This window comes from Rhodococcus kronopolitis, from assembly GCF_042654025.1.
Classification (GTDB): domain Bacteria; phylum Actinomycetota; class Actinomycetes; order Mycobacteriales; family Mycobacteriaceae; genus Rhodococcus_G; species Rhodococcus_G kronopolitis.
Map to the genome: position 1 here is coordinate 366,000 of NZ_JBHSFO010000005.1, position 13,862 is coordinate 379,861.

The 13,862-nt window shown below is 71.3% G+C and carries 17 protein-coding genes; 11 read left to right on the top strand and 6 right to left on the bottom strand.

What is annotated here, in order from left to right; genetic code table 11:
* Positions 1 to 35 precede the first annotated feature (35 nt).
* Genes ACFO6S_RS12815 through ACFO6S_RS12830 form a run of 4 tightly spaced genes read right to left on the bottom strand, consistent with a single transcriptional unit; the run spans position 36 to position 3,072 of the window.
* A complete protein-coding gene (locus tag ACFO6S_RS12815; protein WP_378417481.1) occupies positions 36 to 854 on the bottom strand; it encodes an SCO1664 family protein in 819 nt (272 codons plus the stop codon).
* 1 nt (position 855) lies between these two features.
* On the bottom strand, positions 856 to 1,449 hold the full coding sequence (locus ACFO6S_RS12820; protein ID WP_378417483.1) for a DUF3090 domain-containing protein: 594 nt from the start codon (positions 1,447 to 1,449) through the stop codon (positions 856 to 858).
* Positions 1,450 to 1,485: 36 nt separating this feature from the next.
* Positions 1,486 to 2,220, bottom strand: a complete 735-nt coding sequence (locus ACFO6S_RS12825) for a histidine phosphatase family protein (protein ID WP_378417484.1) — start codon at positions 2,218 to 2,220, stop codon at positions 1,486 to 1,488.
* A gap of 9 nt (positions 2,221 to 2,229) precedes the next feature.
* Entirely contained in the window at positions 2,230 to 3,072 is an 843-nt protein-coding gene (locus ACFO6S_RS12830; protein ID WP_378417683.1) for an undecaprenyl-diphosphate phosphatase, read from the bottom strand.
* Positions 3,073 to 3,177: 105 nt separating this feature from the next.
* On the opposite strand from ACFO6S_RS12830, the gene ACFO6S_RS12835 reads away from it, so the two are divergent.
* The 6 genes from ACFO6S_RS12835 (at position 3,178) to ACFO6S_RS12860 (ending at position 8,395) form a co-directional block, all read left to right on the top strand.
* The gene (locus ACFO6S_RS12835) at positions 3,178 to 4,095 is read left to right on the top strand and encodes an aldo/keto reductase (protein ID WP_378417486.1); all 918 of its coding nucleotides are present in this window, start codon (positions 3,178 to 3,180) and stop codon (positions 4,093 to 4,095) included.
* Between the two features lie 29 nt (positions 4,096 to 4,124).
* Entirely contained in the window at positions 4,125 to 4,562 is a 438-nt protein-coding gene (locus ACFO6S_RS12840) for a TIGR03668 family PPOX class F420-dependent oxidoreductase (RefSeq protein ID WP_378417487.1), read from the top strand.
* 72 nt (positions 4,563 to 4,634) lie between these two features.
* Positions 4,635 to 5,312 carry a biliverdin-producing heme oxygenase gene (locus ACFO6S_RS12845; RefSeq protein WP_378417489.1) on the top strand — a complete coding sequence of 226 codons (678 nt, stop codon included), beginning with the start codon at positions 4,635 to 4,637 and terminating at the stop codon, positions 5,310 to 5,312.
* Between the two features lie 169 nt (positions 5,313 to 5,481).
* The gene (locus tag ACFO6S_RS12850; protein ID WP_378417684.1) at positions 5,482 to 6,450 is read left to right on the top strand and encodes a heme/hemin ABC transporter substrate-binding protein; all 969 of its coding nucleotides are present in this window, start codon (positions 5,482 to 5,484) and stop codon (positions 6,448 to 6,450) included.
* Between the two features lie 71 nt (positions 6,451 to 6,521).
* Complete coding sequence (locus tag ACFO6S_RS12855) at positions 6,522 to 7,550, top strand: FecCD family ABC transporter permease (protein WP_378417686.1); 1,029 nt, start codon at positions 6,522 to 6,524, stop codon at positions 7,548 to 7,550.
* Positions 7,547 to 8,395 carry a heme ABC transporter ATP-binding protein gene (locus tag ACFO6S_RS12860; RefSeq protein WP_378417491.1) on the top strand — a complete coding sequence of 283 codons (849 nt, stop codon included), beginning with the start codon at positions 7,547 to 7,549 and terminating at the stop codon, positions 8,393 to 8,395. The genes ACFO6S_RS12855 and ACFO6S_RS12860 overlap by 4 nt, the downstream gene beginning before the upstream one ends.
* Here ACFO6S_RS12860 and ACFO6S_RS12865 read toward each other — a convergent pair.
* Entirely contained in the window at positions 8,310 to 8,711 is a 402-nt protein-coding gene (locus tag ACFO6S_RS12865; protein WP_378417492.1) for a hypothetical protein, read from the bottom strand. The two genes, ACFO6S_RS12860 and ACFO6S_RS12865, sit on opposite strands and share 86 nt — an antisense overlap.
* A gap of 177 nt (positions 8,712 to 8,888) precedes the next feature.
* Between ACFO6S_RS12865 and ACFO6S_RS12870 the strand changes: the two genes are divergently transcribed.
* From ACFO6S_RS12870 to ACFO6S_RS12890, 5 genes are all read left to right on the top strand, one after another.
* Positions 8,889 to 9,905 (top strand): YncE family protein, encoded by a 1,017-nt coding sequence (locus ACFO6S_RS12870; protein ID WP_378417494.1) that lies wholly within the window; start codon positions 8,889 to 8,891, stop codon positions 9,903 to 9,905.
* Positions 9,906 to 9,943: 38 nt separating this feature from the next.
* On the top strand, positions 9,944 to 11,014 hold the full coding sequence (locus tag ACFO6S_RS12875) for a quinone-dependent dihydroorotate dehydrogenase (protein ID WP_378417495.1): 1,071 nt from the start codon (positions 9,944 to 9,946) through the stop codon (positions 11,012 to 11,014).
* A gap of 197 nt (positions 11,015 to 11,211) precedes the next feature.
* Positions 11,212 to 11,619, top strand: a complete 408-nt coding sequence (locus ACFO6S_RS12880; RefSeq protein ID WP_378417497.1) for a hypothetical protein — start codon at positions 11,212 to 11,214, stop codon at positions 11,617 to 11,619.
* A gap of 172 nt (positions 11,620 to 11,791) precedes the next feature.
* Complete coding sequence (locus ACFO6S_RS12885) at positions 11,792 to 12,232, top strand: hypothetical protein (RefSeq protein ID WP_378417498.1); 441 nt, start codon at positions 11,792 to 11,794, stop codon at positions 12,230 to 12,232.
* Between the two features lie 293 nt (positions 12,233 to 12,525).
* Complete coding sequence (locus ACFO6S_RS12890) at positions 12,526 to 13,212, top strand: DUF8020 domain-containing protein (protein WP_378417499.1); 687 nt, start codon at positions 12,526 to 12,528, stop codon at positions 13,210 to 13,212.
* Positions 13,213 to 13,289: 77 nt separating this feature from the next.
* Here ACFO6S_RS12890 and ACFO6S_RS12895 read toward each other — a convergent pair whose 3' ends face one another.
* Positions 13,290 to 13,823, bottom strand: a complete 534-nt coding sequence (locus tag ACFO6S_RS12895; RefSeq protein WP_378417500.1) for a YbhB/YbcL family Raf kinase inhibitor-like protein — start codon at positions 13,821 to 13,823, stop codon at positions 13,290 to 13,292.
* Positions 13,824 to 13,862: the final 39 nt, after the last annotated feature.

The following is a 13,862-nucleotide window of genomic DNA, read 5'->3' on the forward strand; positions in this document are numbered from 1 at the left end:
GGTGTCACGGTGGCATCCACCGGCAACCGGCGATCTCAGAAAGGCGGCCAGGGAATGGTGCGGTGCCCGAACGGCCTCGGCATCACCGGCCGGGCCAGCAGCGCGGCGGTCCGGGCCCGCAACGCGTCCACCTCGTCACCGGTGATGTGCTCGTGCAGTCGGTCCGCGAGCTCACCGTCCAGCCGGCCGGCGAGCATCTCGATGTCCGGCAGCAGCGCGCCGACCACCGGCTGACCGGCCCAGCCCCACAGCACGGTGCGCAGCTTGTCGTCGGTGTGCAGGCAGATGCCGTGGTCCACCCCGTAGACCGAGCCGTCGACGCCCTCGAGCGCGTGCCCGCCCTTGCGGTCCGCGTTGTTGATCAGCACGTCGAGCACCGCCATCCGCTGCAGTCGCGGGTCGTCGGCGTGAATCAGCGCGACGTCCTCGCCGTCGGCGCCCTCGGCCCGCAGCACGTCGAACCAGCCCGGCGGCACCTCGTCCGGCGGGCACACGTCGACCAGGCCCAGGCGCTCACCGAGTTCCCCGGTCGGTTCGGGCGTCTCGACCCACTCCTGCACCATGCCGGGCCCGTACGGCCCGTCCCGCAGGACGGTGCGCGGGATGACGCCCCAGCCGGTCGCCTCGGACACCAGGTACGACGCCACCTCGCGGCCGGCGAGCGTGCCGTCCGGGAAGTCCCACAACGGCCGTTCCCCGCGGATCGGCTTGTACACGCAGCGCAGGCTCTGGCCGTTCGAGGACGCCTCGCAGACCAGCGTCGCGTTGCTCGCGGTCACGATCCGTCCGAGGACCGTCAGTTCGCCCGTCGCGAGCAGGTCGAGGTCACCGGGGTCTGTCAGGTCGGCGGTCAAGTCAGTTCTCTTCGGTGGGTTCGACGGCGTGTCCGAATGTGGCGCCGCGCCGGTAGCCGTTGGTCCGGATGCAGATGTGACCGTCCGGCGCGAGCGGTTCACCGCACAGCGGGCACGGCGCGCGGCCCGCGGCGATCACCCGGACCGACCGCAGCGCGAACTCCCGGGCCTGCTCGGGCGTCAGGAACACCCGCACCGCGTCGGGGCCCTCCTCGACGTCGTCGAGGACCACGGACTCGTCCACCTCCGACTCGCTGACCGCCAGCAGTTCGACCACCACGGCGCCCGCGTCGGAGTCCCAGCCCAGGCCCATCGTGCCGACCCGGAACTCGGAGTCGACCGGCATGATCAGTGGGCTCAGGTCCGACAGGTCCGTCACCTCGGGTGGGATCGCGGTGCCGAACCGCCGGTGCACCTCGTCGAGCAGCAGTCCCATCCGGTCGGCGAGCACCTGGACCTGCTGCTTCTCGAGCATCACGCTGACCACCCGGGAATCGTGGACGGCCTGCAGGTAGAACACCCGGTCACCGGGTTCGCCCACCGTGCCGGCTATGAATCGATCAGGGGTGCGAAATACGTGAATCGCTCGGGACATCTGCACCTCCACCTGTTCGAATCAGCTGCTCACTGGTCATTCGGGATCGGTCCCGCCCTCATTATCCGCCTTCGCGGGAGATCCCACCTCTCCGCCCGGCACGGCGTCCGACGCGCCGACCCCCGTGTCCTTCGACCGACCGGCGCCGTCCAGCCCGGACAGATCCCCGCCGGTGTCGTTCATCCGCAGCACGAACGGGCGGGTGGTGGTGTAGCGGACGACGCTGATGGAGGCGGGATCGGTGACGATGCGCTGGAAGCCGTCGAGGTGGGTGCCGAGTGCGTCGGCGAGCACGGACTTGATCACGTCGCCGTGGGTGCAGGCCAGCCACAACACGTCCCGGCCGTGCTCGTCCGCGAGCCTCGCGTCGTGCGCTCGGACCGCGGCGACCGACCGCGCCTGCACCTGGGCCAGGCCCTCGCCGTCGGGGAAGACCGCGGCGGACGGGTGCTGCTGGACCACCTTCCACAGCGGCTCGCCGAGCAACTCCTTGATGGGCCTGCCGGTCCACTGCCCGTAGTCGACCTCGACGAGCGCGTCGTCGACCACCGGCGCCAGTCCGCGCTCGCCCGCGAGCGGGGCCACCGTGTTCTCACAGCGCAGCAGCGGGGACCGGACGATCGCCGCGAGCGTCAGCCCGGACAACCTGGCCACCAGCCCGGCCGCCTGCTCGCGACCGCGGTCGTCGAGGTCGACGCCCGCCGAGCGGCCGGCGAGCGTTCCCGCGGTGTTGGACGTCGAGCGCCCGTGCCGCAACAGAATCACCGTCATGGCATCAGCCTAGGTGGCTGCGATCACACCGGTGCCGAGCAGGGCGAGCAGCACCACGCCGAGGATGATGCGGTAGCCGACGAACCAGTACATCGAGTGGTTGACCACGAACCGCAGCAGCCAGGCGATCGTCGCGTAGCCGATGGCGAAGGCGATCAGCGTGGCCACCAGGAGCTGGGCGCCGCTCGCGTTGAGGCCCTCACCGGCCGGCTCGAACGCGTCGGGCAGGCTGAACAGGCCTGCCGCGGTCACCGCGGGGATGGCCAGCAGGAACGAGTACCTGGCGGCGGCCTCGCGGGTCAGCCCGAGGAACAGGCCGGCGCTGATGGTGCCGCCCGAGCGGGAGACGCCGGGGATCAGGGCCAGCGCCTGCGCCGAACCCATCAGGATGCCGTCCTTGAGGGTCAGCGCCTCGATCGGCCTGCGCTTGCTGCCGTAGTACTCGGCCGCCGCGATGACCACCGCGAAGACGATCAGCATGGTGGCCACCAGCCACAGGTTTCGGGCCCCGGTGCGGACCTGGTCCTTGAAGATCAGGCCGAGGATGCCGACCGGGATGGTGCCGACGATGACGTACCAGCCCATCTTGTAGTCGTGCCCGCGGCGGCCGGCGTCGCGCAGCCCCCGGAACCACGCCATCGCGATCCGGCCGATGTCCTTCGCGAAGTAGACCAGCACCGCGGCCTCGGTGCCCAGCTGGGTGACCGCGGTGAACGAGGCTCCGGCGTCCTCCTGCCAGAGCACCTCCGAGACGATCCGCAGGTGCCCCGAGGACGAGATCGGCAGGAACTCGGTCAGGCCCTGGACGACACCGAGCACGATCGCCTGCAGCCAGGTCATGGATTCGCCGATCACCGGTCAGCTCCAAAGTAATTCACGCAGTGCACGGTACCGGGCGGGTTGCTGCGGCAAATGGCTCCCGACCCCACTACGCTCCAGATCTGTGGTGAACATCTGATGAAGCAGCGCACTGTCGGCAACAGCGGGCTCCGGGTATCGCAACTCGGGCTGGGCACCCTGTCGTGGGGTCGGGACACGGACGGCGACGAGGCGGCGGCTCAGCTGGTCGGGTTCACCGAAGCCGGTGGCACCCTTGTCGATTCGTCACCGTTCTACGGCGGCGGCACCGCGCAGCGGATCCTCGCGGAACTGCTCGACGACGTGGTCCCGCGTGAGCAACTGGTGATCTCGAGCAGCGGCGGAATCCATCCGGGCCGCGAGCGGGTGGACTGCTCCCGGCGTGCGCTGCTGGGCCAGCTCGACGCGACCCTGCGAGACCTCGGCACCGACCACCTCGACCTGTGGCAGGTCGCGACGTGGGATCCCTTCACCCCCGTCGACGAGGTGGCCGCAACCCTCGACTACGCCGTCTCCTCGGGCCGGGTCCGCTACGTCGGCGCCCGCGGCTACCTGGGCTGGCAGCTGGCCACCGTGGCGTCAAGCGCCCCGCTGGTCGCCACCCAGGCCGAGTACTCACTTCTCGCCCGCGGCGTCGAGGACGAGCTGATCCCCGCGGCCGACCACCACGGCGTCGGGCTGCTGGCGGCGGTCCCGCTGGCCGGCGGTGTACTGACCGGCAAGTACCGCGACGGCGTTCCGGCGGACTCGCGCGGCGCCTCCGAGACCGGCGCGGAGCTGATCGCCGGCTACCTGACCCCGGAGACCGCACGGGTGGTCGAGGCGGTGGTCACCGCGGCGGACGGCCTGGGCGCCTCGCCGCTCGCGGTCGCCCTGGCCTGGGTGCGGGACCGCCCCGGGGTCGCCAGCGCGATCGTCGGCGCCCGCGACTACGCACAGCACACCGGTGTACTGGCATCCGGGGAGCTGGAGCTGCCCGCCGCGATCTCGGCGGCGCTGGACGACGTCAGCGCCTGACGGAGCCCCGGCCACCTAGGCTGGGGACCGTGCAGGCCGACGAAGAGCGTCGGCGGTTCGCCGCGGCGCGGGTGGCACGCATGGCCACCGTCACCGCAGCGGGCCGCCCACACCTGGTGCCGCTGGTGTTCGCGACGGCGGACGACCTCGTGTACTCCGCCGTGGACGACAAGCCGAAGTCCACCCGCGACCTGCGTCGGCTCGACCACATCGCGGCCACCGGCCGGGCCAGCCTGCTCGTCGACGAGTACGACGAGGACTGGACCCTGCTCTGGTGGGTCCGCGTCGACTGCGAGGCCCGCGTGGTCAACGCCACCAGCCCCGACGGCACTGCCGGGATCCGGGCCCTCGTCGCCAAGTATCCGCAGTACACGGCGCATCCGCCGGCCGGACCGGTGATCGTTTTCCGCCCCGATCGGTGGGCCGGTTGGTCTGCCACTGCAACGCGTTCCGGAAGGGCAGGCTAACCTAGTTACAACTCGACGACCGCGCTCCGCGCAGGTCTCGACAAACCACGACAAACCCACTGGGAGATGAGCATGACGACGCTGGACGCGACCGACACCACGGCGCCGGGACTGGCCGAACGAATCCGGTCCGAGACCGACGCGGCGCACCGCAACACGGAGCAGTCCCGCTTCGTCGGCGACCTGCTCGGCGGCAAGCTGACCTCGGCCGCCCACGCCGCCCTGATCGGCCAGACCTACCTGGTGTACGTCGCGCTCGAGGAGGCGGGCCGGGCCAAGGCGAGCGACCCCGTCGCCGCGCCGTTCATCGGCGAGGAGCTGCTGCGCACCGAGGCCCTCGAGGCCGACCTCGAGTTCCTGCTCGGGCAGGACTGGCGCGAGCAGGTCACCGCGCTGCCGGCGACCACCCGCTACATCGAGCGGATCAACGAGGTCGCGTACGACTCGTCGACCGGTTTCGTTGCGCACCACTACATCCGGTACATGGGCGACCTGTCCGGCGGCCAGATCATCCGCCGGATGCTCGAGCGCGCCTACGGCTACACCGAGGACGGCCTGCGCTTCTACATCTTCGACAAGATCGAGAAGCCCAAGGTCTACAAGGACGAGTACCGCGCCAAGCTCGACGCGGCCCCCCTCTCCGAGGATGAGCAGCGCCAGCTCATCGACGAGGTGAACCTGGCCTACCAGCTCAACGGCGACCTCTTCTCCGCGCTCGAGGCCGACATCGAGAGCTACCTCGTCAAGTAATTCCTTCCTGCCCCACGGCAGGAGATCTCAGGCTCGAACCGCACCAAACCGCGAAAGGAGGATGGCGCCTTCACGCTCCTCGGCACGAGGAGTCACCGGCGCCAACCATCCGATGATCAATCACCGCCGCCGCGTTCTCGGCGCACTCGCCGCCGCAGTCACGGTGATCATGGTGACCGCGGGGTGCGGCTCCCAGGACGACGCCGCCACCAGCGGCCAGACCGGGCGCAGCACCGCCACCCTGGCGAGCCTGGACCCGCAGCCGATCGCGGACAACCCGGCCGCCACGCTGCCGGTGACCGTGACGGGCGCGGACGGGGTCGCGGTGACGATCACCGACACCAGTCGCATCGTCACCGCGGACCAGTACGGCACGCTGACGGAGACGGTGTACGCGCTCGGCCTGGGCAAGAACCTGGTCGGACGCGACACCGCCTCCGGGTTCCCCGCCGTCGCGTCCGTGCCGGACATCACGCCGGGCGGGCACTCGCTGTCCGCGGAGGCGATCCTGAACCTGCGCCCGACGGTGTTCCTCACCGACACCACCATCGGCCCGCGGGCCGTGCAGGAGCAGTTGCGGGCGGCGGGCGTGCCCGTGGTGTTCTTCGACCCGACGCGGACGCTCGCCGGTGTCCCCGGCCAGATCCAGGCCGTCGCCGACACCCTCGGCGTGCCCGCGGCGGGCGCCGAGCTGAGCCGGCGCACCGCCGACCAGATCGCGGCCGCGACGGCCATGGCCCCGACCGACGGCGCCAAGCCGAAGATCGCGTTCCTCTACATGCGCGGCACCGCCATCACCATGATGGCCGGCCCGGGCTCGGGAGCCGACTCGCTGATCGAGGCGCTCGGCGGCGTCGACGCCGGCACCGAGGCCGGCCTGACCCAGAAGTTCCAGCCGATCACCAGCGAGGCCATGGTCGCCTCCGCGCCGGACGTGTTCCTGATGATGTCGAACGGCCTGGACTCCATCGGCGGGCTGGACGGGCTGGCGAAGATCCCGGGCGTCGCGCAGACCCCCGCCGGCCGCAACCAGCGGGTGGTGGACATGCAGGACAGCGTGCTGCTCAGCTTCGGCCCCCGCACCGGCGACGTCCTCGCCGCGCTGGCCACGGCGCTGTACACCCCCTCGGCCCAGTGACCACCACCGCCGACCCCGTGACCGCCGACCCCGAGAGCACCACGCCGCCGACCACCCCCGCCCGCCGCCGGGTGCGCGGCGGGACGGTGCTGATCGCACTGACCCTGCTGCTGCTGGTGCTGGCGGTGGCGTCGGCCTGCATCGGTCAGGTCCCGACCGCCCCCGCCGAGGTGATCGGCAGCATCCTGCACCGCATCGGCCTCGACATCGGACCGATGCCCGCGCACCCGAGCGGCGAGGTCACCCTCTGGCAGGTGCGCTTCCCGCGGGTGACCCTCGCGGTGATCGTCGGCGCGGCGCTGGCCTGCGCGGGCGCCCTGCTCCAGGGTGTCTTCGCCAACCCGCTGGCCGAACCCGGCGTCATCGGCGTCTCCGCGGGCGCGGCGGTCGGTGCAAGCCTCGTCATCGTCACCGGCGGCGCGTTCGTCGCGGGCAGCGCGGTCGCGGCGGGCGCCTTCGTCGCCGGCCTGATCACCACCGCCCTGGTCTACCTGCTGGCCCGCTCCGAGGGCCGGACCGAGGTGGTGACCCTGGTACTCACCGGCGTGGCCATCAACGCCTTCGCAGGCGGACTCATCGCCTTCTTCACCTTCGTCGCGAACCCCGCCGCCCGCGACCAGATCGTCTTCTGGCAGCTGGGCAGCCTCAACGGCGCCACCTGGAACGCGGTCGCGATCGTCGCCCCGATGGCCGTGATCGGCATCGCGGTGAGCATGGCGATGGCGTCGAAGCTGGACCTGCTCGCCCTCGGCGAGAGCGCCGCCGCGCACCTCGGGGTCAACGTCGAGCGCCTGCGTCAGCTCGCCGTGGTGGTGGTCGCGCTGCTGGTCTCGGCGTCGGTCGCGTTCACCGGCATCATCCTGTTCGTCGGCCTGGTGGTCCCGCACCTGATGCGGATGATCGTCGGACCCGGCCACCGGCTGCTGATCCCGGCCAGCGCCCTGTGCGGCGCGATCGTGCTGCTGGCGGCCGACCTCGGCGCGCGCACCCTGGTGCCCAACGCCGACCTGCCGCTGGGCATGCTGACCTCCCTGATCGGCGGGCCCTTCTTCTTCTGGATGCTGCGGCGCACCCGGCACCAGCAGGGAGGCTGGGCATGAGCGCGATCGCCCGCCGGGTGCAGAGCATTCTCGCCCGCGAACTGCCGGTCCCGACCCCGCCCGCGCCCGGCGAGGTGAGCATGCGCGCCGTCGGCGTCAGCGTGGACCGCGGTCGACGCCGGGTGCTCGACGAGGTGAGCCTGGACGTGCGCGCAGGCGAGGTGCTGGCGCTGGTCGGGCCCAACGGTGCCGGCAAGTCGACACTGCTGGCCGCGTTGTCCGGCGACCAGGCGCTCGCCGGCGGCACCGTCGAACTCGACGGCCGGCCGCTGGCCGACTGGACGGGCACCGACATGGCCCAGCGTCGTGCGGTGCTCCCCCAGCAGCACACCGTCGGTTTCTCGTTCACCGCGACGCAGGTGGTCCGGATGGGCCGGGCGCCGTGGCTGCGGACGCCCCTGCGCGACGAGGACGACGAGGCGGTGCGGGAGGCGATGTCGGCGTGCGACGTCGAGATCTTCGCCGACCGGTCGTTCGCAGCCCTCTCGGGCGGCGAGCGGTCCCGGGTTGCGCTGGCCCGGGTGCTGGCCCAGCGGACCGGGACGCTACTGCTCGACGAGCCGACCGCGGCCCTGGACCTCGGGCACCAGGAGGCGGTGATGTCGCTGGCACGCGATCGGGCCCGCGCGGGCGCCGCCGTGGTCGTGGTGCTGCACGACCTCGCGCTGGCGGCGGCCTACGCGGACACCGTCGCGGTGCTCGCCGACGGCCACCTGGCCGTGCACGGCAGCCCCCGAGAGGTGCTCACGGAGTCCCTGCTCAGTCGGGTGTACGGCCATCCGGTCGAGGTGCTCGCGCATCCGGTGACGGGCGCCCAGTTGGTATTGCCGCACCGATCCGAGTGAGCAGCGCGCGCAGCGTCAGCCCGTCGCGGTCCGGGTCCACCGGTTCGGCGCGGGCGACCGCGTCACGCACCACCGCGGTCATGCTCCGCTCGTCGGTGAGGTCGACGTCGGTGATCTCACACTCGGCGGTGGCCACCACGTCGGCCTGCTCGGGCACCTCGGACTCGTAGCCGCGGCGGTACACCTCCAGGTGCAGCAGGTGCCCGCGGACCCGGAACGCGAAGGTCTCCCCGTCGTCCGTGCGCCCGAACCCGCAGGCGTGGACGCCGACGGTCAAGTCCTCGAGAACGAACCGCGGCGGGTCGTCTGCGTCCATCTGCTCACCCCTCCCCCCGGCACCCCGTGAGCCGTGCCAAAACCCACGCTAGCCCGGCGCGGCCCCGAATGTCCGACTCGGATTCCCGCCCCGGATCCGGATCAGGGATGCTAAAGGGAACACACGTCGACACAGACACCCGTCGGCACAGGCACACGGCGACACGAGGAGACACACATGCGGAGACCGGCGGCGCGCACCACGACCGTTCTGGCGGGGGCGCTGCTACTGCTGGCGACCGGTTGTTCCGCGGACGGTGGTGACGGGGGCGAGGACCTGCAGACGATCACCGCCGCGACCGCCGCCGTGTCGCCGGCCGTCTCGAACCAGCCGGCCGGCGCCGTGGTCCCCGTCGGACAGCCCGTCGGTGCCGCCGCCTTCGACGCCGAGACCGGCACCGTCGTGCTGCTCACCGACGACGCGACGCACCTGCTGCTCTACCCGGCCGGCGACGTCGCCGCACCGCCGCGGGACGTGCCGCTGCCCGGCGGGGTCGCCGCGCTGTCCGCGCCGCACGCCGGCACCGTTGTGGTGCCCGCCGGCCGCTCGGTGGTGCGGGTGAACCTCGCCAACGGCGAGACCAGCACCGTCGACGTGGACGGCGAGGTGCGCTCGGCCACGCTGCTCGACGACGGCGGCATGGTCGTCGGCACCGAGGACGGCACGGTGCTCGAACTCGACGCCGACGGCGCGCAGACCGCGAAGGTGACCGGCTTCGCTTCGGTGGACGCACTCGGGGTCACCGGCGACCAGGTGACGGCGCTGGACCGCGAGCAGACCTCGGTCTCGAACGTGCTCCTGGACAAGGGACAGATCGGGATGGCCCTGCGGGCCGGCGAGGGTGCGACCAACCTCGCCACCGACCACTTCGGCCGGATCCTGGTCACCGACACCACCGGCGGTGAGCTGATCGCGCTGACCACCGACCCGCTGATGATGCGTCAGCGCTACCCCGTGCCGAATTCCCCGTACGCGGTGACGGTCGACGAGAGCACCAACCTGGTGTGGGTGACCGTGACCGGCACCAACGAGGTCATCGGCTACGACCTCGCCAGCGGCATCCCGATCGAGAAGCACCGTTACCCGACCGTCCGCCAGCCCAACGCGGTCGCGGTGGACTCGAAGACCGGCACCCTGTTCGTCGCGTCCGGCACCGGGGACGGGCTGCAGCGCATCGAGACCGCCGGACAGTGACCAGAACACTCGGTAACCAGGAAACACAGGGAGACCCGTTGTACCGCTTGCTGCTTCGACTGATGTTCCTCGTTCCGCCGGAACGCGTGCACCACCTGGCCTTCTGGGCGATGCGTGCGGTCACCGTGTTCGGACCGGTCCGCGCCCTGGTGGCGCGGGTGCTGAGCGTTCGGGACCCGGTGCTGCGCAGCACCGCGTTCGGCGTGGAGTTCCCCGCGCCGCTAGGCCTGGCCGCCGGGTTCGACAAGGACGCCGCCGGCGTCAACGCGTGGGGTCCGCTCGGTTTCGGGTTCGCCGAGATCGGCACGGTGACCGCGCAGGCCCAGCCCGGTAACCCGGCCCCGCGACTGTTCCGGCTGCCCGCCGACCGGGCACTGGTCAACCGGATGGGGTTCAACAACCACGGCGCGGGCGCGGCCGCCAACCACCTGCGCCAGCGTCGCGCCGGCATCCCGATCGGCGCGAACATCGGCAAGACCAAGATCGTGGCCGCCGAGGACGCCGCCGGTGACTACGCCACCAGCGCGCGACTGCTCGGTCCGTTGGCCGACTTCATGGTGGTCAACGTCAGCTCGCCGAACACCCCCGGACTGCGCGACCTGCAGGCCGTGGAGTCCCTGCGGCCGCTGCTGCAGGCCGTGCTCGACTGCGTCGAGCTGCCGGTGCTGGTGAAGATCGCGCCCGACCTGTCGGACGAGGACGTGGACGCGGTCGCCGACCTGGCCCTCGAGCTGGGCCTGGCCGGGATCGTCGCGACCAACACCACCATCAGCCGGGCCGGCCTGGCGACGCCCGACGCCGAAGTCGCCGCCATCGGCGCAGGCGGGCTGTCCGGCGCTCCGGTGGCCGATCGGTCCGTCGAGGTGCTTCGGCGGCTCTACGCGCGGGTCGGCGGCAAGCTGACGCTGATCTCGGTCGGCGGCATCGAGACCGCGGACCAGGCCTGGGAGCGGATCCTGGCCGGCGCGTCGCTGGTGCAGGGCTACACCGGGTTCATCTACGGCGGACCGTTCTGGATGCGCCGGATCCACAAGGGCCTGGCGCAGCGGCTGCGCGCGGGCGGGTACCGGTCGCTGTCCGACGCGGTCGGCGCCGAGCACCGGGTCTGAACCCGCACCCGCTGTCACGGAGAACTAGAGCAGCCCCGGCCGAGAATCTCGGCCGGGGCTGTCGGCTTTGACGAAGCGACGGACTGCCGGTCCGAATGCCCCCGGGGCCTCCCGGCGCGGACGTAGGCTGACAGCAACCTTCGGCCGGCGCCGGTGCTCACGACCGGGAGCTGACCACCAGGCAGGGAGGACCGTCGATGAGACAACGTCACCGTCTACGCCGAGCATCCATCGTCGCCGGAGCTGGATTGGCGCTGCTCTCCGCGGCACAGCCGGCCGCCGCCGCCGCGCCGACCGACACCGTCTTCCCTGTCCCCGTGGTGTGGATCGGGCACACAGCGACCAACCTCCCCACCGGCGACATCAACTACGTGACGGCCAGCACCGACCCGGCAATGCCGGGCATCACCCGATTCACCGGGACCCCCTACACGGTCCACTGGCGCAATCTCTCGACCGGCGCGGCCGGCACCGTGCGCGTCGAAGGGCCGAGCGTCGAGGTCCACACCGGGTCCGGACCGGTGGTCGCCACCGTCACGTCGGGCGGCGTGGCGTTCTTTGCACTGACACTCCTGCCCGGCGGCGGCGCCTGGATGGTCCCCTGACCGCCGGAGGGAGCGCCGCCGACCTGCGCAATCCGTGAGGGGACCGTCGCCGAACGGTGTGACGCTGTCATCGCGCGGGCGAATCTCCGCCAATCCGCTGCGGATCGGGCGTCACGCTCGAAATCGCTCACATCCTGCGTAACACACGGCCTGCCGAAACCGACTCATCAGTATGAAGAAATGGCCGCCGGCAAACCTGTCCCTCATTGCACTGGCGGCCTGTGCCGCTGCTGCGCTGGGGGCCGCACCTACGGCCTCGGCCGAGGTCGTCGACCTGACCATCTCCCCCGGCCTCAGCGCGGGACCGACCACTCCGTTCGGAGTCGGATGCACATATCTGGTGGTGGCCCGTACCGAACGACTGGTCGAGCCGCGTACCGACATTGTCGACTACACCAACGATTCGACCATGTTCCCCCAGGACCTCGCCTGGAACATCGACCCGTACTACAGCACGCCGGTGATCCTCGGGCACAAGGTCACGTTGTGGACCCCGACGGCGCCGGGCGAGCATTCACTGATGGCATATCAGACCTCGGCCGGCGGACCCGTCCAGACCGTCACCGTCAACCCCGCCACTCCCCTCGGTCCGGGCTGCATTGTCGCTCCGTGAGGGGAGCCGGTAGCGCGGCAGGCAATGCCGAGGAAGCGGTGACTCACACCGGCGGGCGTACTGGTTATCGCTCATCCAATAGACAACACACCCATGAAATGCGTTGAATACCAGACACTCCGGAGAATTCGGGCAATTCTCGCGGCGAGCCGCGGTTGAGTGCGGCGATTGTAAGCATCTGGTCACCAGCCGCCACCTGTTGGACACCTAGCGTCAAACGAGTGGACGCATTGCGCCTCTACGTTTCATCTCGTCAGCGTCCCCCTGGACCAACGAGAAGGAACACACCGAGAATGAAGATGACCAACCCGATGGCCGTCGCAGCCATGACCATCGCGTCCGTGGGAATCGTGGCCGGCACCGCCTACGCCGCGCCCGCACCCGCGCCGGCGCCCGCCGTCGGCTGGAACGTCACCCAGGACGGTGACCACGTCATCGTCTCGACCAGCGCCGGCTCGCTGAGCAACGAGAACAACCGCCTCGTGGTCAAGGACGCGAACGGCGTGATCGTCGACTCGGTGCCGCTGGCACTCGCCGTCGACGGCATCTCTCACCCGGTCGCCGCCAAGATCGACGGCCGCACCGCCACCCTCACCGCCGACACCAACCCGGCCGTCGCGACCCCCGTCGCCCTGCCGGTCAACGACATCGGCCTGCCGATCAAGGACATCGACCTGCCCGCCGCGGTCGCCGGTGTCAAGGACAACCTCACCCTGACGGGTGCGGTCGGCGGCTTCCTCGGCGGCGCGACCGGCCTGGTCGGCGGCTGCCTGCTCGGCGCCGTCGCCGCGGGCGTGGTCTCCGCTCCGGCCGCAATGCTGTTCGGCGCCGGCCCGATCGCCGGTTGCATCGGTGGCGCACTGCTGCTGGGCTCGGGTGCCTCGCTCGTCGGCACCGCGGTCGGCGGCCTCGGCGCCATGGCCGCCAACGCGAACCCGTTCATCACCCTGCTGAACGCGCCGCCTGCCGCCAAGAAGTAGTTCGCACCGCTCGTTGCTCAACACTGAACGGGAGTTCCTCCGGGAACTCCCGTTCAGTCGTATCCGGGCAGGCTCGCTCAGTGACCGAACGTCGCGGTGAGCGTCGCCCGGGCGATCGCGAGGCCGAACAGGTTGAACCCGAGGAAGGCCGGAGTGGAGTCCGCGGTCAGTCCGTCGACGGTCTCCACGCTCAGGGCGTGGACGGCGAAGATGTAGCGGTGCGGGCCGTGCCCGACCGGCGGCGCCGAGCCCAGGTAGCGGTGTCCGCCGCCGTCGTTCTTGAGGGTGACGGCGCCCGCGGGCAGTCCCGCGCCCGTGCCGTCGCCGGCGTCGGCGGCCAGCGAGGTGACCGAGGCCGGGATGTTGGCGACGGCCCAGTGCCAGAAGCCGGACGCGGTCGGCGCGTCCGGGTCGAACATCGTCACCGCGAAGCTCTTCGTCTCGGGCGGGAACCCGGACCAGGACAGCTGCGGAGAGACGTCCTCGCCGCCGGGGACGCCGAAGATGCCGCTGCGCTGCGCGGGGGGCACCTCGCCGCCCTCGGTGATCTGCTCGGAGGTCAGCTCGAAGGTCGGCAGCACCGGGAGCGGTCCGTACGGGTCGTGCGACATGGGGTTCCTTTCGTCGAAGGGGCGGCTCGGCCGGCGTGA